Below are 19,592 nucleotides of genomic sequence, written 5' to 3'. Positions count from 1 at the left end.
GAGAAACAATGGAAAAAATTATTATTAAAGGAGCAAAAGAACATAACCTTAAAAATGTATCATTGGAAATTCCGAGAGATAAACTTGTTGTTTTTACCGGACTTTCAGGCTCAGGCAAAAGTTCACTTGCGTTTGATACAATTTATGCAGAGGGGCAAAGACGATATGTTGAGTCCTTGTCTTCTTATGCACGAATGTTTTTAGGGCAGATGGAAAAACCCGATGTAGAAAAAATAGAAGGTTTATCTCCTGCAATTTCCATTGACCAGAAAACCACAGGCAGAAACCCTCGTTCAACAGTGGGTACAGTTACAGAAATATACGACTATTTAAGAGTTCTATATGCAAGAATAGGAGTTCCACATTGTCCTAACTGTAAAAAAGAAATCAAGCAACAAACTATTGATCAGATTACAGATGCAGTTATAAATTATGGTGTGGGAAGCAAAATTTTAGTCTTAGCGCCAATTGTAAGAGGCAGAAAAGGCGAACATCAAAAAGTATTTGAAAATGCAAAAAAAAGCGGATATGTGCGTGTAAGAGTCAACGGTGATATATACGAATTATCCGAAGAAATTAAACTTGACAGAAATAAAAAACATAATATTGAAATAGTTATAGACCGTCTTATAGTAAAAGAAGAAATCAAAGCAAGACTTACTGATTCTATTGAAACTGCAACCTCTCTTTCAGACGGTATAGTTATAATTCATAAAATAGATGATAAAGATTACAGTTATTCTTTAAATTACGCATGTCCTGATTGTAATATAAGCATTGAAGAGTTATCTCCGAGAATGTTTTCGTTTAACAACCCTATGGGAGCATGTCCTGAATGCGGTGGTCTTGGCCATTTAATGAAGATAGATAAAAATTATATCTTAAATAAAGAACTTTCTATCCGTGAGGGCGGTATAAACGCAAACGGCTGGAATTTTAAAGGCGAAGATACCATGGCAGATATGTATTATTTAGGGCTTTCAAAGAAATATAACTTTTCTCTTGATGAACCTATTAAAAATTTATCCAAAGAAGCCATTGATGTTATTTTATACGGTACAAAAGGCGTTAAATACGAAATGACCTATAAGAAAAAATATGGTGGCGGAAAATTCATGGGAGATTTTGAAGGGGTCATAAATAACCTTGAAAGAAGATATAAGGAAACAAAATCAAACTGGATAAGAAATGATATTGAATCATTGATGACTAAGGCAGACTGCCATTTTTGCGACGGAACAAGATTAAAACCCGAAGCCTTATCAGTTACTGTGTCAGACAAAAACATAGCACAGATAACAAAATATACAATAGGCGAGTTACTTGATTTTTTTGATAACTTAAAATTAAATGAAAGAGAAGAAAAAATTGCACATTTACTGATAAAAGAAATTAAAGAAAGACTTTACTTTTTAAAGGATGTCGGTTTAGAATATCTTACATTATCAAGAAGTGCAGGTACTTTATCAGGCGGAGAAGCGCAAAGAATTCGTCTTGCAACCCAGATTGGCTCATCGCTTATGGGGGTACTTTATATATTGGACGAACCAAGTATCGGTCTTCATCAAAGAGATAACGACAGGCTTCTTGCCACTTTAAAAAAATTAAGAGATTTAGGCAATACCTTAATTGTTGTTGAGCATGATGAAGATACTATAAAAAATGCTGACTATATTGTTGATATCGGTCCGGGAGCAGGTATCCATGGGGGAGAAATAGTAGCACAGGGAACTATTGAAGAAATCAAGAAAAGCAAAAAATCTGTAACTGCAAAATATTTAACAGGCAAGTTAAAAATAGATGTCCCTGAAAAAAGAAGAAAAGGAAACGGAAATTTCCTTGAAATAACAGGCGCTAAAGAAAATAATTTAAAAAATATCAATGTAAAATTTCCTTTAGGCTGTTTATGCGCTGTTACAGGAGTATCAGGCTCTGGTAAAAGTTCACTAATAAATCAGATTCTTTACAGAGAACTTGCGCATATTTTAAACGGTGCAAGAATAAGGGGCGGAGATTTTGAAGATATAAAAGGTATTGAAAATTTAGATAAAATTATTAATATCGACCAATCTCCGATAGGCAGAACTCCACGTTCAAACCCTGCAACTTATACGGGAGTATTTTCTGATATAAGAGAAGTGTTTGCATCAACTTTGGAAGCAAGGCTTAAAGGATACGATGCAGGAAGATTCAGTTTTAATGTAAAAGGCGGAAGATGTGAGGCTTGTCAGGGAGACGGTGTAGTAAGTATTGAAATGCATTTTCTTGCAGATGTAACTATTCCTTGTGATGTATGTAAAGGAAAAAGATATAACAGAGAAACTCTTGATATAAAATATAAAGATAAAAATATATACGAAGTTCTCGATATGACAGTAGAAGAGGGAATATCATTCTTTGAAAATATCCCTAAAATAAAAAGAAAACTTGAAGTGTTAAAAGATGTAGGGCTTTCGTATATTAAACTCGGGCAACCTTCCACAACTTTATCAGGAGGAGAAGCCCAGAGAATTAAACTTGCAACAGAACTTTCAAAAAAATCAACAGGTAAAACAATCTATGTACTTGATGAACCTACCACAGGTCTTCATACAGACGATGTAAAAAAACTGATTGATGTTTTGCAGAAATTAACAGAAAACGGAAATACAATTATAGTTATTGAACATAATTTAGATGTTATCAAAACTGCCGATTATATAGTTGATTTAGGTCCTGAGGGAGGAAATAAAGGCGGTAAGATTGTAGCGCAGGGAACTCCTGAAGAAGTTGCAAAAAATAAAAAATCTTATACAGGAAAATATCTTTTAAAATATTTAAAATAGGTGCGTATAATGAAAAAACTATTAAAAACAACTGTAATAACTATCCTTTCTTTAATTACTGTGTTTTTCCTTTTTCTGATTTATGCTAATGTTCATGTGTTAAAAACCGGCGAAAAATATATAAAAAATTCTTATGATGTTCCAGAGAGTGAATATCTGCTCGTCTTTGGAGCGTCAGTTCAGGGAAATGAAGTGTCTTTCACTCTTTCCCAAAGGTTAAATAAGGCTATTGAACTTTATAATAATAAAAAATGCGAAAAAATAATTGTATCGGGCGACCACTCAACAAATGATTACAATGAAGTAAAAGCAATGAAAGATTATCTTGTTAATTCAGGTATAGACGAAAATAAAATTATTATGGACCATTTAGGAATAGACACTTTTAATTCTGTGGAAGGTCTTAAGGAAAATGTTAACCTTAATAATGCTATATTTGTTACTCATGAGCAACATCTTAAAAGAGCATTGTATTATGCAGAAAAATTAGGGATAAACGCATATGGAGTTTCATGCGATAATTATTCAGGCGAAAATTTAAAACAACAGAATAAAAGGGAATTTTTAGCAAGAGTAAAAGCGTTTATACTGTGTGAAATTATGGATAACGATATAAACAAATTAAATAAACTGACTAAGAAGATTGAATATGAAATTATTTATTGATGCAGACGGTTGTCCCGTTGTAAATATTACTTGTAAAATTGCAAAGAAATATAATTTAGAATGTATTATAATATGCGATACATCACATAGTTTTAATATTAAGGATATTGAAACAATAACAGTTTCTAAAGGTAATGACAGTGTAGATTTTTACCTTGTAAATAAAATTTCAAAAGAAGATATTGTTGTTACTCAGGACTATGGTCTTGCAGCGATGTGTCTTGCAAAAGGTGCATTACCGATAAATCAGAACGGAATAATATTTGACGATACAAATATATTATCCCTTCTTAATCAAAGGCATACTGCAAAAAAATTAAGAATGAGCGGTGTGAGGCTTAAAGGCCCGTCCAAGAGAAACAAAAAATGCGATGATGAATTTATTAAAAATCTTGAAAATCTTATTGAAAAATATATTTAATTATAGTATTATAATAAGATAGAATGTTTAAATATGGCAGTTTATAGTATAAAAGGAGTTTTACATATGGAAAAATTAGGACTTAATCAAATCAGAGAAGAATATCTTAAGTTTTTCGAAAGCAAAGGTCATCTTAAGATGAAAAGTTTTTCACTGGTGCCAAATAACGATCCGTCATTACTTTTAATCAATGCAGGTATGGCGCCTTTAAAGAAATATTTTACAGGGGAAGAAGTTCCTCCTAAAACAAGAGTTACAACTTGTCAGAAATGTATAAGAACACCGGATATCGAAAATGTTGGTAAAACTGCAAGACACGGTACATTTTTTGAAATGCTTGGTAACTTCTCTTTTGGAGATTACTTTAAAGAAGAGGCTACCCAGTGGGCATGGGAATTTATAACAAAAGTTATGAAAATGCCGGTTGATAAACTATGGGTAACAATATATCTTGATGATGATGAAGCATTTGATATATGGTCAAAGAAAGTTGGAGTTGCCCCTGAAAGAATTGTAAGAATGGGAAAAGAAGATAACTTCTGGGAAATAGGCCAGGGCCCTTGCGGACCATGTTCTGAAATATATTTTGACCGTGGCGTTGAATGTGGTTGTGGCAAGCCTGACTGTAAAATAGGATGCGACTGCGACAGATTTGTTGAATTCTGGAATCTTGTATTTACTCAGTTTGATAAAGATGAAAACGGAAATTATAACAGACTTGCAAAACCTAATATCGATACAGGTATGGGTCTTGAAAGACTTGCTGTTATTATGCAGGGCGTAAACAATCTATTTGAAGTTGACACAATAAGAAGTATTCTTGATACTGTATGTAAAATCAGTGGTAAAACATACGGTGAAAATGCAAAAGATGATATTTCCATCCGTGTTATTACCGACCATATAAGAAGTACAACCTTTATGATAAGCGACGGTGTTATACCGTCTAATGAAGGCAGAGGATATGTATTAAGAAGACTACTTAGAAGAGCAGCAAGACACGGTAAACTTTTAGGCATAAAAGATATGTTCTTAACCGACCTTGCAGATGTTGTTATCTCTCAGTCAAAAGATGCATACAGCGAACTTTATGACAATCAGGAATATATCAAAAAAATTATAAGTGTTGAAGAAAAGAAATTCTATAAGACTATTGACTCAGGTATGCTATTACTTGCAGATATTATAGAAGATATGAAGAAGAACAACAAAACAGTTCTTGACGGAGAAACTGCTTTTAAACTTCACGATACATATGGTTTCCCACTTGATTTAACAAAAGAAATAATGAATGAAAATTCTTTTGAAGTTGATGAAGAAACATATAAAAAAGAAATGAAAAAGCAAAGAGAACAATCTCAGAACGCAAGAGGGGATACATCTACTCTTGGCTGGGAAAGTGATATTGCAAAAATGCTAAAAGAACTAAACAACTGTGAATTTATAGGATACGACAATTTAGTTTGTGATGCAAAAATTATTGCGATTCTTAAAGAAGGCGAAAAATTAGACGAATTAATTTCAGATGAAGAAGCCATTATAATTACTGACAAAACTGTTTTCTATGGCGAAAGCGGAGGTCAGGCAGGGGATACAGGCTTAATTTCATATGAAAAAGGCGAAGCTTATGTTACTGATACAATAAAATATTCTGAAGGAAAAATAGGGCATATCGTAAAACTTACAAAAGGAATGATATGCGTTGGCGACACAGTTAAATTAGAGGTTAACAAAGATTTAAGAATGTCAACAGCAAGAAACCACTCTGCTACTCATTTGCTTCAGAAAGCGCTAAAATCAGTCTTAGGCGACCATGTTAATCAGGCAGGTTCCTTTGTATCAGCCGACAGATTAAGATTTGACTTTTCTCACTTTGAGGCTATGAGAGATGACGAAATTAAAAAGGTTGAAAAAATTGTTAACCTTAAGATTTTAGAATGTCTTGATATAAACTGCAAAGTAATGAATATTGAGGAAGCAAAAAAATCAGGCGCTATGGCTCTTTTTGGAGAAAAATACGGTGAAACTGTAAGAGTTGTATCTATGGGAGATTTTTCTAAAGAATTCTGTGGTGGAACTCATCTTACAAATACTTCTCAGATTGGCTTCTTTAAGATTTTATCTGAAAGCGGAGTTGCAGCAGGTGTAAGAAGAATTGAAGCGGCAACAGGTATAAACTTCTTAAACTTCTTTAATGATAACCTAAAAGTTTTAAATGAAACTGCAAGAATAATCAAAATAAATAATACTTTTGATTTACCTGATAAAATAAACGCATTATTATCTGAAAACAAGGAAAATAAACAGACTATTGAATCTTTACGCCAGAAACTTTCTAAAAACGCTGTAAATGATTTAATTGATGATTATAAAGAAATTAACGGTGTTAAAGTTATAATTTCCTCACAGGATAATTTAAGCGTGAGCGGTCTTCGTTCATTAAGCGATGCTATAAAAGAAAAACTTTCAAATGAAGCAGCAGTTGCTGTACTTTGCGGAATAGAAGACGAAAAGATTATGTTCCTTGCAAGTGCTACAAAATCTGCTCTTGAGAAAGGCGTTCACTGTGGTAAAATCATAAAGGATGTTACAAGTATTGCCGGAGGTTCAGGAGGAGGAAAACCTGATATGGCTCAGGGCGGAGGAAAAGACAAAGATAAAATAGAATCTGCTCTTAATTCTTCCTATGATATTATATCTGAACAAGTGAAAGGATAATAAATATGGACTGTCTATTTTGCAAAATTATAAATGGCGAAATACCATCACAAAAAGTTTATGAAGATGAATATGTATATGCTTTTAATGATATAAGCCCGACAGCACCTGTCCATGTGCTTATTATCCCTAAAAAACATATAAGCACAATAAATGATATTGAAGAAACTGACATAGAACTTATCGGTAAAATATTTATAGCAGTCAAGAAAATAGCAAAACAGTTAAATATAGCCGAAGACGGATACAGAATTATATCAAACTGCAATAAAAACGCAGGGCAGACAGTATTCCACATTCATTTTCATTTAATTGCAGGAAGAGAATTAGGATGGCCTGCAGGATAATTTAAAAACTATAAAACCATTGCTATCAGGCGATGGTTTTTATATATAAAAATTTTACAAAAAAATGCAAAAAAACTATTGCAATTTAAAAAAATATTTGTTATAATATTATGGCTAATGCGCACGGTTTATGATAATTTAAGTGGTGCCTAAATGGTTCTTACATTAGATGATTAAGCCGGAGGAAAAATAAAAACCAAAAAATGGAGGAAAAAAACATGAGCGTAATCTCAATGAAACAACTTTTAGAAGCAGGTGTTCATTTCGGACATCAGACAAGAAGATGGAACCCTAAAATGGCTGAATACATCTTCACAGAAAGAAACGGTATCTACATTATCGATCTTCAGAAAACAGTTAAGAAAATTGTAGAAGCATACGATTTTGTTAGAGATATCGCAGCAGAAGGCGGAGAAGTGCTTTTTGTTGGTACAAAAAAACAGGCTACTGATGCTATCAAAGAAGAAGCTGAAAGAGTAGGTATGTACTACGTTAACGCAAGATGGTTAGGTGGTATGCTTACAAACTTCAAAACTATCAGAAAAAGAATTGACAGATTATTCCAGTTAGAAAAAATGGAAGAAGACGGAACATTTGATCTTTTACCTAAAAAAGAAGTTATCAAACTAAAAGGGGAAAGAGAAAAATTAGAAAAATTCTTAGGCGGTATTAAAAATATGAAAAAATTACCAGCAGCATTATTTGTTGTTGACCTAAGAAAAGAAAAAAATGCTATCTTAGAAGCTAAAAAATTAGGTATTCCTGTAGTTGCTATCGTTGATACAAACTGTGATCCTGACGAAGTTGATTACGTTATCCCTGGTAACGACGATGCTATCCGTGCTGTTAAACTTATTGCAGAAACAATGTCTAATGCTATTATCGAAGGCAGACAGGGCGTTGATTCTTCTATCGAAGTTAAAGAAGAGGAAGAAACTACAGAAGAATAATTAAATATATTGGAGGATTAGTGTTATGATTACACCAGCTATGGTTAAAGAATTAAGAGAATCTACCGGTTGTGGTATGATGGATTGTAAAAAAGCATTAACAGAAGCAAACGGTGATATGGAAAAAGCTACAGAAATCCTTAGAGAAAAAGGCTTAGCTGCAGCTCAGAAAAAAGCAGGTAGAATTGCTGCTGAAGGTATAGTTGCTGACTACAGAGACGATAACGTTGCTGCTTTAATAGAAGTTAACTCTGAAACAGACTTCGTTGCTAAAAACGAAAGTTTTGTTGAATTCGTTTCTAAATTAGCTGAAATAGTTGCTAAAGAAAATCCTAAAGATGTTGAAGCTTTAAGTGAATTAAAATTTGATGCAGACAACACTGTTGCAGATGCATTAAGAGAAAAGATTTTAGTTATCGGCGAAAATATGAACATCAGAAGATTTGTTAGATACGAAGGTTCTGTTGCTACTTATATTCACGGTGGGGGAAGAATAGGTGTTGCTGTTTTATTTGACACAGACGTTGCATCTAACCCTGGTTTCGTTGATTTCGGTAAAGATATCGCTATGCAGATTGCTGCTGTTAAACCTTTATATGTTTGTCAGTCAGAAGTACCTGCTGAAACTGTAGAAAAAGAAAAAGAAATTCTTATGGCTCAGGCATTAAACGAAGGAAAACCTGCAAATATTGCTGAAAAAATGGTTATGGGAAGAATTGCTAAATACTACAAAGAAGTATGTTTAGTTGACCAGGAATACGTTAAAGACCCAGACTTATCAGTTAAAAAATATGTTGAAGCTAAAGCAAAAGAATTTGGCGGTAAAATTGAAATCAAAGCATTTGCAAGACTTGAAAAAGGCGAAGGCTTAGAAAAGAAAGAAGATAACTTTGCTGACGAAGTTGCAAATATGATTAAATAATTAAATACTAAAAATAAAGGGAGTGAGAAATCACTCCTTTTTTTTAATTATTTTTAAAGGGAATAACACCATTATATATAACTTACACTCTTTTTTATAATATAGGTTTTTATACAAAATAAGAATTTTGTATAAAATGGTAACTAAAAAATATAATGCTTTAAAAAATAAACAGTATTTGGAAGATTACAGTATTCCCAGGGGGTTTGATAAGTCTTTTATTACATTTTATCATATACTGATATTTATTTTATAATAATTATAATTAAATATAAAAATATTTTATAATTTTTCTTTTTATAATTTTTTAGAATATTTTTTAATAAAATTATTATCTTATATCTTTCTTTTATTTTTTACACTTAATTTTTGGCGATAAAAAATTTCCTTATGATACTTGGTATTCTTTAAATAATTTAAATCGATTTTTTGATTTGCTTTTTTATTTAAATAATGTTATTTTATCTTAATTTAATCAATTAATATGTTATTTATTTAATCAAACCATTTTTAATCTATATTCATCTATATTATAAAAAAATTGTTTTTTATCAATATAGCACCTGTTTTTCCTATTATCATTTATACTTAAATTAACTCTACTCTATTTTTCTAAATTATAACTTACTCCCTATTTGTTATTTTTTTAACAAACAGGGAGTAATATCTTTTGCATTTTATTTTTTCAAATTATCCCAGTTTACAAGTTCTTTAAAGCCAATGTTTTTAACTAAATCTTCATACTCATTAAACTTATTTAAAAGAGTATTTTTACTGTGGCTGTCGCTTGAGAGGATAACCTTACCTCCCCTTTTATATATATACTCTAAAAGTTCTATATCAGGATATGCTTTAGTTCTGTATCCTCTGGATATTGCTCCTGTGTTAATTTCAAACGGTTTATTAAAAGGAATAAGCATATCTATCGCATTTTTTGCAATATTTAGATATTCCTTATTATTCATATCAAACAAAGCATTATTTTCGTTATACTTTGTAACCAAGTCGAAATGGCCTATAATATCAGCATTTGTTTTATTAACAACATTGGATATAAGATTATAATAGTCCTTTGCAAAAAGATTATAATTATCGTTATAATTATCCTTAACAATGTTAATTAAATCTTCTTTTGAAGTGTCTATTGAATAATAAACATTATTTTTATATATATAGTGAACTGAGCCTATAACATAATCAAACTCATCTGTGGGATAATCGGAAAAATAGTCTTTCTCTATACCCAGACAAAGGCTTATTTTTCCTTTATATTTACTTTTAAGCCTTTTTACTTCATCGATATACTCTAATGTTTTTTCTTTTGTAAGACAGTAAGAATTATCGAATGAAGTATATATATGCTCGGAAAACCCAAGCCTTTTCATTTTTAAATCAATGGCAGCAAGAACCATATCTTCCAAAGAATCATTACCGTCTGTATATGAAGTATGAACATGGAAATCTTCTAAAATCATTTTGTCATTTTCTCCTGTTTTACTTTATGGTCAATAATATGACGGGATGCAAGTTCATCATGAATATCCTCATATGATATACCCATTTCAACCATAAGCACCATAATATGATATGCAAGGTCAGCAATTTCATATATAGTTTCTTTTTTATCGTTACCTTTACCTGCAACAATAACTTCTGTTGATTCTTCGCCTATTTTTTTAAGTATTTTATCTATACCTTTTTCAAAAAGATATGTAGTGTAAGAACCTTCTTTTTTCTCTTTTTTTCTTGATTTTAAAAGTTCTAAAAGGCTTTCTAAGGAAAACTCTTTATAATTATCATTTATATATAATTTGTTTTCAAAGCAACTGTCACATCCTAAATGACATGCAGGGCCGTCTTTTCTTACTGTAACCACCAATGCATCATTATCACAGTCAGAGGTTATAGATACTATATGTTGATAGTTTCCACTGGTTTCGCCCTTTAACCACAGTTCATTTCTTGAACGGGAGAAAAAGCAGGTTAACCCTTTTTCGATGGAAATTTCCAAACTTTCTTTATTCATATATGCCAAAGTCAGAACCTTTTTTGTTATTTCATCAACTACAATAGCCGGTATAAGACCTTTTTCATCAAACTTTAACTTGTTTGTATCTATCATAATAAGCCTCCTATAATCTTACATCTATATTATTTAATCTTAAATGGTTTTTCAAATCTTTTATCTTAACTTCGTTAAAATGGAAAATAGATGCTGCAAGACCTGCATCCACAAGGGGAACTTTTTTGAAAAGTTCAACAAAGTGTTCTATATTCCCTGCGCCACCTGATGCTATAACAGGCACCGAAACAGCATTGCACACTTTATCAAGTAACTCTATATCAAATCCGCCTTTGACACCGTCTGTATCAATAGAGTTAACAACAACTTCTCCTGCACCAAGTGATACACATCTTTTTATCCAGTCTATTGCATCCATACCGGTATTTTCTCTTCCACCTTTTGCAAATACCATAAACTTATTATCAACTCTTTTTATATCAGCAGATATAACAACACATTGACTTCCGTATTTTTTGGCTCCCTGATATATCAAATCAGGGTTCTTTATTGCTCCTGAATTTACGCTGACCTTATCAGCCCCACATTTTAAAACTCTGTCAAAATCGTCCAAAGTATTTATTCCACCTCCAACAGTCAGTGGTATAAATATCTTTTTTGCAACTTCTTTTAAAATATCAGTAAACAGTTTTCTGCCTTCAAAGGATGCAGTTATATCATAAAAAACAAGTTCATCTGCCCCTGACTTACTGTAAAATTCTGCAAGTTCAACAGGAGATGATACATCGGATATACCTTCAAAATTAACCCCTTTTACAACTCTTCCGTCTCTTACATCAAGGCAAGGAATTATTCTTTTTGTAATCATTTTGCCACCTCGATTGCTTCTTTTAAGGATATTGCCTTTAAATAATAAGCCTTACCTATAATTGCGCCATACATATCAATTTTTCTTAACTTGTTAACATCATCAATAGATGAAACTCCACCTGATGCAATAAAGTTTGCATTAAATTTTTCCGATAAATCTTTATACAACTTATGATTTGCGCCTTCCATTGCACCGTCTTTTGATATATCTGTGCAAATAAATGTGAAAATTCCTAAACCTATCATCTTTTCTATAAATTCTTCAAATTTATATTCAGATTTTTCTGTCCACCCTTTAATTGCAACATATCCGTCTTTAATATCAACGCCGACTGCAATTTTTTCTTTATACTGTGATACAGCGTCTATTAAAAACTGCTCATCCATTACAGCACTTGTTCCGAGAATAACTCTGTCCACTCCGCAATCTATGTATTTTTTTACTACCGATATATTTCTTATTCCCCCACCCACTTCAACAAAAAGGTCGGTATTTTTAACAATTTCTGAAATAATATCAAGATTAGGAGTATCCCCTGTTTTTGCACCTTCCAAATCTACAATGTGGATATATTCTGCTCCCTCATTGTAAAAATCATATGCAACACTTAAAGGGTTATCATTATAAATAGTCATATTATCATAATCGCCTTTATAAAGACGAACTGCTTTTCCTTTGTACAAGTCAATAGCAGGAAATATCTTCATATTTTTATCCCTCCCATTCACAGAATGCTTTTAATATATTAAGCCCAACATCTCCGCTTTTTTCAGGATGAAACTGGCATCCCATAACATTGCCTTTTGCAACTGCGGCAGTAAGCATTGAAGAATACTCTGTCTGAGCGATTACATGGTCGCATTTTGCTCCGTAATAAGAATGAACAAAATACACATAATCTCCCTCATTTATATACTTAAACAAAGGATGTTCTTCTTTATTAAACTTAAGATAATTCCATCCTATATGGGGAATTTTAAGGGTGTTATCTATAATTTCTCCTATATATCTTATTTCCCCTTCAATAAGTCCAAGACCCTCGTATTCTCCGTTTTCAAAACTCTTGTCAAAAAGCATCTGCATACCAAGGCATATACCTAAAATTGGCTTATTGTTTTTTGCTTCTTTTATAATTACTTCAAACAAACCTGTTTCTTTTAGTTTGTTTACAGCATCGCAAAATGCCCCAACGCCTGGAAGAACAATTTTTGACGCTTTTTTAATTGTATCTATATCCCCTGATACGATAGTTTCAACTCCTATCCTATCAAAAGAACTTTTAAGAGAAAATAAATTTCCAACACCATAGTCTATTATAACAATCACTATAAAACTCCTTTCGTTGAAGGAATTTCATCTTTATATTTTTTACTTAGACAAACTGCTTTTCTAAGGCTTCTTGCAACTGACTTAAATGTACCCTCAATAATATGATGAGTGTTTTTTCCGTCAAGTTGAGATATATGGAGTGTTATTTTTGCACATCTTGTAAATCCTAAGAAAAATTCTTCTATAAGTTCAGTATCAAATGTTCCTACCCTTAAAGACGGAATGCAAAGTCCGTATGCAAGATATGCTCTTCCTGAAATATCAACTGCTGATAAAATAAGCGTTTCGTCCATAGGCAGTATCATATAGCCATATCTTAAAATTCCTTTTTTATCTCCCAAAGCATTATTAAATGCTTCGCCAAGACATATGCCTATATCTTCTACTGTATGATGATAATCAACATTAACATCGCCATCACATTTTACATCTAAATCAAATTTACCATGACTTGCAAACAAGGTTAACATATGGTCTAAAAAACCACAGCCTGTATCGATATTACTCTCGCCGTTACCGTCAAGATTAAGTTTTATGTAAATTTTAGTTTCATTTGTATTTCTTACAATTTCGCTTATTCTCATTATATATCCTCCAGAATTTCTTTAAGATTTTTTATAAGAATTTTCATTTCGTTTTTTGTACCGATTGTGATGCGAAGATAATCTTTTATTCTGTCAATGTTAAAATGACGAACTAAAATATTTCTTTCTCTTAAAAGATTATATAAATCTTCCCCATTTATTTTATCGTGTTTTACAAAAATAAAATTAGCAGTAGAATCGGTCATTTTAAAACCTAAATTTTTAAGTTCTTCTTTTAAAAATTCCCTGTTTTCGCAGATTTTTTCAATATTTTCTTTAGTATATTCTTCGTCGCAAAGCACACCAAAACCTGCCGCAAGAGTCATTCGATTAACATTATAGGGATTAGTCGAAAATCTTAAAGTGTTTAAATCTTTTATAATATTTTCGTTCGCTATACCAAACCCTAATCTTGCACCTGCCATAGACCTTGATTTAGAAAATGTGCCTGTAACTAGCAAATTATCATATTTTTTTATTAAGTTGACAGCACTTTCGTTACCAAAATCAACATATGCTTCATCTATAACGACAATATTATCAGGATTATTTTTAAGTATTTCTTCTATTTTTGAAAGTTCGAGATATAAACCTGTCGGCGCATTTGGGTTTGCTATAAAAATAGTTGAATTAATATTCTTATAGTCATTTATATCAATAGAAAAATCTTCTTTTAAAGGTATCAACTTATAATCAATATTATGAAGTTTCGCAAAAACTTTATAAAATCCATATGTAATATCGGCAAACGCAGCAGGGGTTTTATCATCACAATAAGCCATAAATGCAAAGTTTAAAACTTCGTCAGACCCATTGGTTACTATAACCTCTTTATTAGTTACACCATAAGTTTTTGCCAGTTTATTCACAAGATTTGTGCAGTCCGGGTCAGAATAAAGGTTAAGTCGTTTTAATTCCTTTTTTGCTTCTTTAATTCCCTTTTTTGATGGACTAAAAGGAGATTCGTTTGTATTTAATTTTATTAAATTGTTAACCTTAGGTTGTTCCCCCGGTGTATAAGGTGTAAGTTTATCAAACTTTTTAATAAAAAATCTGCTCATATTTGTTCCTCAAATCTTATCAATGCACTTTTTCCATGTCCTGTAAGACCTTCATTATCTGCAAAGACTGAAATATCTTTATAAACTTTTTTAAATGCTTCTTTAGTATAATATGTATATTGAGTTTTCTTAACAAAATCATCAACCGAAAGCGGACTTGAAAATCTTGCAGTTCCGCTTGTAGGAAGAGTATGATTTGTGCCAGAATAATAATCCCCCAATGCTTCAGGGCAATATCTTCCCATAAAAATTGAACCTGCGTGGCGAATTTTATCAAGGTAATCAAAAGGGTTATCTACACATAATTCCAAATGTTCAGGGGCAATTTCGTTTGAAATATCGATAGCCTGACTTAAATTATCGCAAACAATAATCTTACCGTTATTATCAATAGAACATCTTGCGATTTCTTTTCTTTCAAGTTTAGGAATCTGAATTTCAAGTTCTCTTTGAACTTCTTTTGCAAATTCTAAACTATCAGTAATTAAAACTGCATTCGCAAGTTTATCGTGTTCTGCCTGAGAAAGCATATCAGCTGCAACAAATTTAGGGTTACTTTTATCATCTGCTATAACAAGAATTTCACTCGGACCTGCAATCATATCAATAGAAACTTCGCCAAATACCTGTTTTTTAGCCTCTGCTACAAAACTGTTTCCCGGGCCGACAATTTTATCAACCTTTGGAATAGTTTCTGTGCCATAGGCAAGAGCCGCAATAGCCTGTGCTCCGCCAACTTTAAAAATTCTGTCAACCCCTGCAATCTTTGCAGCAGCAAGAATAACAGGGTTTATATTACCCAAAGAATCAGGAGGAGTAACTATAACTACTTCTTTACATCCTGCAATTTTTGCAGGAATAGAGTCCATTAAAACAGTAGACGGATATGCTGCTGTGCCACCGGGAACATATAGTCCTGCGCTGTCAACAGGTGTTATCTTTTGCCCTATAATAATTCCGTCTTCATCCTTTATAGAAAAACCGTCTCTTACCTGTTTTAAATGAAATTTCTTTATATTTTCTGCCGCTTTATTTAAAATTCTTAAAAATTCTTTATCAACCTTGTTGTATGCTTCATCAATTTCTTCTTTTGTTACCTCAAGTGAAGATAGTTTTGCTTTATCAAATTTTTCACAGTAGTAATAAAGCGCTTTATCTTTCTTTTCTTTAACATTTTCTATAATTTCCGATACAATACAAGAAACATCTACTTCATTTACAACACGGGAAAATATTTCTTCTTTTGTAACCTTTTGAAACTCTAAAATTTTAATCATTATTTTCCTCCGTTTGAAGTTTTAAAGATTTAACTATCTTCTCAATTTTTTCGCTCTTAAACTTAAAATTTGCCTTGTTGGCTATAAGCCTTGCACTAATTGGAATAATATCCTCTAAAACACATAAGTCGTTTTCTTTAAGAGTTGTTCCTGTTTCCACAATATCAACTATAACATCAGATAAACCAAGAATAGGTGCAATTTCTATTGAACCGTTAAGTTTTATAATATCTATTTCTTTTCCTATTTTTGCATAATAGTTTTTAGCAATATTCTGAAATTTTGTGGCAACGCGTATTGACTTTTTATCTTCATATAAAAAATCTTTTTTCCCTGCCACTGCCATTTTGCATTTTCCTAACTTTAAATCAAGAAGTTCATATATATCCGGCTCATATTCAAGAAGTATATCCTTCCCTGCAACCCCTATATCTGCTGCACCATGTTCAACATAAATTGCAACATCAGACGGTTTAACCCAGAAATATCTGACTTTTAACTTAGAATTTTCAAATATCAGTTTTCTATTATTCTCTTTTATAGCAGGACACTCAAACCCTGCTTTTTCAAACATTGAATATACTTTTTCGCCCAATCTTCCTTTTGGAAGAGCGATATTTAACATGTCCATTACTCTTCTCCTTATATACGGTCTAACATATCAAGATAAACTGCAAAGCCTATAGCTCCTGATTTTTTGCCCATTTTGTCCATCAGTTTATCATATTGCCCCCCGGATAAAACTCCTCCAGGCACTCCGTTTATAAACCCTTTAAATGCTATACCATTATAATAATTCATATTATTTATTACAGAAAAATCTATCCTTACTCTTTTATCCATGCCATTTTTCATAAGATTATCTGAAATTGCTGTCATTAAGTCAATTTCTTCTTTTATTAAAGGATAAAATTCTTCGTCTTTTAGTTTATTTATTGTTTCATATAAAGGCCCGTATGTAGATATAATTGTTTTTATATACTCTCTTAGTTTATCATCTATATCTATTTCATAAAGGGCTTCTTTATTTTTTTCGCCTATTGCCTTTAATATGCTTTTTCTTAAATTTGAGGTAACATTAAACGAATCAATGATTTTTTCTATTATACCAAGATTTGATATATCAAGAATATAATCTTCTTTTATAAGCGATAAACTTTTTGCAGCAAGTAAAATATTTTCACAAATACAGTTTGAATCTATTTCCCCTATACATTCAACGCCAACCTGCATTATTTCTTTAAAAGAGTGTGATGCATTTGATGCTCTGTATACATTTTCATTATAGTAAAGTTTTGTAACCTCATTTTTATTATCCTTGGTGTTTTTTATAATAGATAGTGTTACGTCAGGCTTTAGTGCCATAAGTTTACCGTCTATATCTGTAAATGTGATAATATTCTGAGATATTAAAAAATCTTTATTTGAAACATATAAATCATATTCTTCAAACTTACTCATTCTGTATTTTTTATATCCGTATTCTTTATACAGTTTTCTTAATGTGTATATAATAAGTTCATCTTTTTCAAGAATGTTTATAAGACTGTCCATTACTTTTCCTCCAACTTTTCCAAAGCAAGTTTATATCCGTCGCTTCCATATACAAGGCATTTGTTAACACGACTTATTGTTGCTGTACTTGCACCTGTTTTTTCAGAAATTTTTATATAACTTATATTCTCATTAAGCATCTTTGCAACTTCTAATCTTTGTGCCATATCCTGCACTTCTTTTATAGTGCATAAATCATCAAAGAAATTATAGCACTCCTCTATTGTAGATAATTTTAATATTGCACTAAATAATTGGTCTTTTGCCACAGTTCTTTTTTTATCCATATTTATCACCTCATAAAATATTACTTTAACATTTTAGCACATTAAAGCGTTAAAGTCAATACAAATATAAAATTTTATCAAAAATTAAGAACTTAAGGAATTGCACCTTAAGTTCTTAAAAATTATTTAATTTTTCTTGCTTCTATGTAGAATCTTTTATCTGGTGCTTCTCCCATTGAAAATGTTTTTCTTGGTAATGCACCGTCTAAAATTACTGATTTATACAAGTCTTTCTTTTCCATAGCGTCAAATATTATACCAAAGTTTGATTTATCCTGACATAGTTTTAAAACAACATCTTCGCCGTGAATATAGTCAATTTCGCCTTGTGTATCTTTAGTAAATTCATCAAGCGCTTTCTGAACGGTGGCAACTGTCAGATATTCTTTAGGGTTTAAAACAGTAACTTTTTTCTTTTCATTTCCAAATACTAAATAAAAACTCTGGCCATTTGCATCTTCATCAAAACTTAAATTATATTCTTTTGACATTTTTTCTATAAATTTATCAGCATTCATATTAAATACAACTCTGTGAATTGCCTCAAATTCAAGCGATTTATCATGTAGATTAACAAGTTCGCAAAGAGCATATCTTGCTTTAGATTTTTTTGCTTCATCTCCGATTTTTTCTTTAAGATTTTCATAGTATGCTTTCGCAGTTGCCAAAGAATGATTACCGTCCCCCATTGCATAAATAAGAGGGTTTTTCTCATTTGTGTTATATTTTTTATTAAAATCTTCTATTGAATTTAATGCATTTAACTTTTTATCTAAAATTTCACATGCCTCGTCTGACATTTTATAACCTGCAATATAACCTGAATCCATTACAAGTTCAAAATCATATAATTTTTGGAAACTGTCTTTTATAGTATCGTTATATTCAATGATATTACAGTCTTCATCATCAATAAGCATCATAATATGAGGAAGTTCTATCAAAGCATCTTGTCTTACCTTAAGTCTTGGAGGAATTCTTGATACAACTGTGCCTTCAGTTGCTCTTATTTTAGTCTTAGAGCCTACTTTATAATCATAATCTTCAAGGTCAACTGCACCGATTATTCCAAGCCTTTTCACTCCGTTTTTTAAAGTTCTTTCAACAAAGATATATGTATTTTTATATTCGTTAAATATACCCTCTTTAATATACTTATTCATATATTCATTAGTTCTTTTAATTCTTAAATCAATATCAGAATCGTTAAGATATATTTCAGGTATAGTTAGATTTATTGTTGAAGAATCTTCCCCTACAATTTTTAATACTTCTTCCCAGTATTCAGGCTCAGATGTATACTGGTCACAAGCAACCACACTCCATTTTTTCATTTTTTCACTGTCTTTGCAAAATACAGGAAGTAGAATATCAGTTCTGTTAAATGTCATAAAAATCCCCTTTTCTTACTAATGTATATTGAAATAATTATACCATAATTTATACCCAATGTAAACAATGAATATAAAAAATAAGCTGAAGAATAACTTTTAATTCTTCAGCCTACTTTTCTATTAATCAGATAAATTATTTCATACTGTTTTCGTATGCTTCTACCATTTTTTTAACCATCTGTCCGCCGATTGAACCTGCTTCTCTTGCTGTTAAATCACCGTTATATCCGTTTGATAAGTTAACACCAACTTCTGAAGCTGCTTCCATTTTAAATTTTTCAAGACCGGCTTTAGCCTGTGGTACTAAAGTTTTTTTAGACATTTAATTTCACCCCTTTATTTTTTTTAAGCAATGAATGTTTT

General features: G+C 31.4%; 20 protein-coding genes. 7 read left to right on the top strand and 13 right to left on the bottom strand.

What is annotated here, in order from left to right:
* Positions 1 to 8 precede the first annotated feature (8 nt).
* The 7 genes from uvrA to IKZ35_03770 all read left to right on the top strand — a co-directional run bounded on the left by uvrA (position 9) and on the right by IKZ35_03770 (position 8,849).
* Complete coding sequence (gene uvrA, locus IKZ35_03800; GenBank protein ID MBR4893086.1) at positions 9 to 2,825, top strand: excinuclease ABC subunit UvrA; 2,817 nt, start codon at positions 9 to 11, stop codon at positions 2,823 to 2,825.
* A gap of 9 nt (positions 2,826 to 2,834) precedes the next feature.
* Positions 2,835 to 3,491, top strand: coding sequence for a YdcF family protein (locus IKZ35_03795; GenBank protein MBR4893085.1), 657 nt, complete (start codon positions 2,835 to 2,837; stop codon positions 3,489 to 3,491).
* On the top strand, positions 3,475 to 3,912 hold the full coding sequence (locus IKZ35_03790) for a YaiI/YqxD family protein (protein MBR4893084.1): 438 nt from the start codon (positions 3,475 to 3,477) through the stop codon (positions 3,910 to 3,912). The genes IKZ35_03795 and IKZ35_03790 overlap by 17 nt, the downstream gene beginning before the upstream one ends.
* A 66-nt stretch (positions 3,913 to 3,978) precedes the next feature.
* Positions 3,979 to 6,630, top strand: a complete 2,652-nt coding sequence (gene alaS / locus IKZ35_03785) for an alanine--tRNA ligase (GenBank protein MBR4893083.1) — start codon at positions 3,979 to 3,981, stop codon at positions 6,628 to 6,630.
* A 5-nt stretch (positions 6,631 to 6,635) separates the two neighbouring features.
* Positions 6,636 to 6,977 (top strand): histidine triad nucleotide-binding protein, encoded by a 342-nt coding sequence (locus tag IKZ35_03780; GenBank protein MBR4893082.1) that lies wholly within the window; start codon positions 6,636 to 6,638, stop codon positions 6,975 to 6,977.
* Positions 6,978 to 7,195: 218 nt separating this feature from the next.
* Positions 7,196 to 7,927 (top strand): 30S ribosomal protein S2, encoded by a 732-nt coding sequence (gene rpsB, locus IKZ35_03775; GenBank protein ID MBR4893081.1) that lies wholly within the window; start codon positions 7,196 to 7,198, stop codon positions 7,925 to 7,927.
* A 25-nt stretch (positions 7,928 to 7,952) separates the two neighbouring features.
* Positions 7,953 to 8,849, top strand: a complete 897-nt coding sequence (locus IKZ35_03770; GenBank protein ID MBR4893080.1) for an elongation factor Ts — start codon at positions 7,953 to 7,955, stop codon at positions 8,847 to 8,849.
* Positions 8,850 to 9,526: 677 nt separating this feature from the next.
* Here the strand turns inward: IKZ35_03770 and IKZ35_03765 are convergent.
* The 13 genes from IKZ35_03765 to IKZ35_03705 all read right to left on the bottom strand — a co-directional run bounded on the left by IKZ35_03765 (position 9,527) and on the right by IKZ35_03705 (position 19,551).
* Positions 9,527 to 10,324 (bottom strand): histidinol-phosphatase HisJ family protein, encoded by a 798-nt coding sequence (locus tag IKZ35_03765; GenBank protein ID MBR4893079.1) that lies wholly within the window; start codon positions 10,322 to 10,324, stop codon positions 9,527 to 9,529.
* On the bottom strand, positions 10,321 to 10,971 hold the full coding sequence (locus tag IKZ35_03760) for a bifunctional phosphoribosyl-AMP cyclohydrolase/phosphoribosyl-ATP diphosphatase HisIE (GenBank protein MBR4893078.1): 651 nt from the start codon (positions 10,969 to 10,971) through the stop codon (positions 10,321 to 10,323). Before IKZ35_03760 ends, IKZ35_03765 begins: the two co-directional genes overlap by 4 nt.
* Before the next feature lie 10 nt (positions 10,972 to 10,981).
* Positions 10,982 to 11,740: an imidazole glycerol phosphate synthase subunit HisF gene (gene hisF, locus IKZ35_03755; GenBank protein ID MBR4893077.1), complete on the bottom strand. Its 759-nt coding sequence runs from the start codon at positions 11,738 to 11,740 to the stop codon at positions 10,982 to 10,984.
* On the bottom strand, positions 11,737 to 12,450 hold the full coding sequence (gene hisA, locus IKZ35_03750; protein MBR4893076.1) for a 1-(5-phosphoribosyl)-5-[(5-phosphoribosylamino)methylideneamino]imidazole-4-carboxamide isomerase: 714 nt from the start codon (positions 12,448 to 12,450) through the stop codon (positions 11,737 to 11,739). Before hisA ends, hisF begins: the two co-directional genes overlap by 4 nt.
* Before the next feature lie 4 nt (positions 12,451 to 12,454).
* On the bottom strand, positions 12,455 to 13,069 hold the full coding sequence (hisH, locus tag IKZ35_03745) for an imidazole glycerol phosphate synthase subunit HisH (protein ID MBR4893075.1): 615 nt from the start codon (positions 13,067 to 13,069) through the stop codon (positions 12,455 to 12,457).
* Complete coding sequence (hisB, locus tag IKZ35_03740) at positions 13,069 to 13,656, bottom strand: imidazoleglycerol-phosphate dehydratase HisB (protein MBR4893074.1); 588 nt, start codon at positions 13,654 to 13,656, stop codon at positions 13,069 to 13,071. Before hisB ends, hisH begins: the two co-directional genes overlap by 1 nt.
* On the bottom strand, positions 13,656 to 14,717 hold the full coding sequence (locus IKZ35_03735) for a histidinol-phosphate transaminase (protein ID MBR4893073.1): 1,062 nt from the start codon (positions 14,715 to 14,717) through the stop codon (positions 13,656 to 13,658). Before IKZ35_03735 ends, hisB begins: the two co-directional genes overlap by 1 nt.
* A complete protein-coding gene (gene hisD, locus IKZ35_03730; GenBank protein MBR4893072.1) occupies positions 14,714 to 15,994 on the bottom strand; it encodes a histidinol dehydrogenase in 1,281 nt (426 codons plus the stop codon). Before hisD ends, IKZ35_03735 begins: the two co-directional genes overlap by 4 nt.
* A complete protein-coding gene (locus IKZ35_03725) occupies positions 15,987 to 16,619 on the bottom strand; it encodes an ATP phosphoribosyltransferase (GenBank protein MBR4893071.1) in 633 nt (210 codons plus the stop codon). Before IKZ35_03725 ends, hisD begins: the two co-directional genes overlap by 8 nt.
* A 17-nt stretch (positions 16,620 to 16,636) precedes the next feature.
* Positions 16,637 to 17,548, bottom strand: a complete 912-nt coding sequence (locus IKZ35_03720; protein MBR4893070.1) for an ATP phosphoribosyltransferase regulatory subunit — start codon at positions 17,546 to 17,548, stop codon at positions 16,637 to 16,639.
* Positions 17,548 to 17,835 (bottom strand): hypothetical protein, encoded by a 288-nt coding sequence (locus IKZ35_03715; protein MBR4893069.1) that lies wholly within the window; start codon positions 17,833 to 17,835, stop codon positions 17,548 to 17,550. Before IKZ35_03715 ends, IKZ35_03720 begins: the two co-directional genes overlap by 1 nt.
* A 122-nt stretch (positions 17,836 to 17,957) precedes the next feature.
* Entirely contained in the window at positions 17,958 to 19,226 is a 1,269-nt protein-coding gene (locus IKZ35_03710; protein MBR4893068.1) for a DUF1015 domain-containing protein, read from the bottom strand.
* Positions 19,227 to 19,362: 136 nt separating this feature from the next.
* Entirely contained in the window at positions 19,363 to 19,551 is a 189-nt protein-coding gene (locus tag IKZ35_03705) for an alpha/beta-type small acid-soluble spore protein (protein MBR4893067.1), read from the bottom strand.
* Between the last annotated feature and the right edge of the window lie 41 nt (positions 19,552 to 19,592).

The organism is Clostridia bacterium, from assembly GCA_017554615.1.
GTDB lineage: Bacteria > Bacillota > Clostridia > UMGS1840 > HGM11507 > SIG450.
Note: the sequence above shows the minus strand (reverse complement) of the source record. Positions and strands in the feature narration are given on the sequence as shown.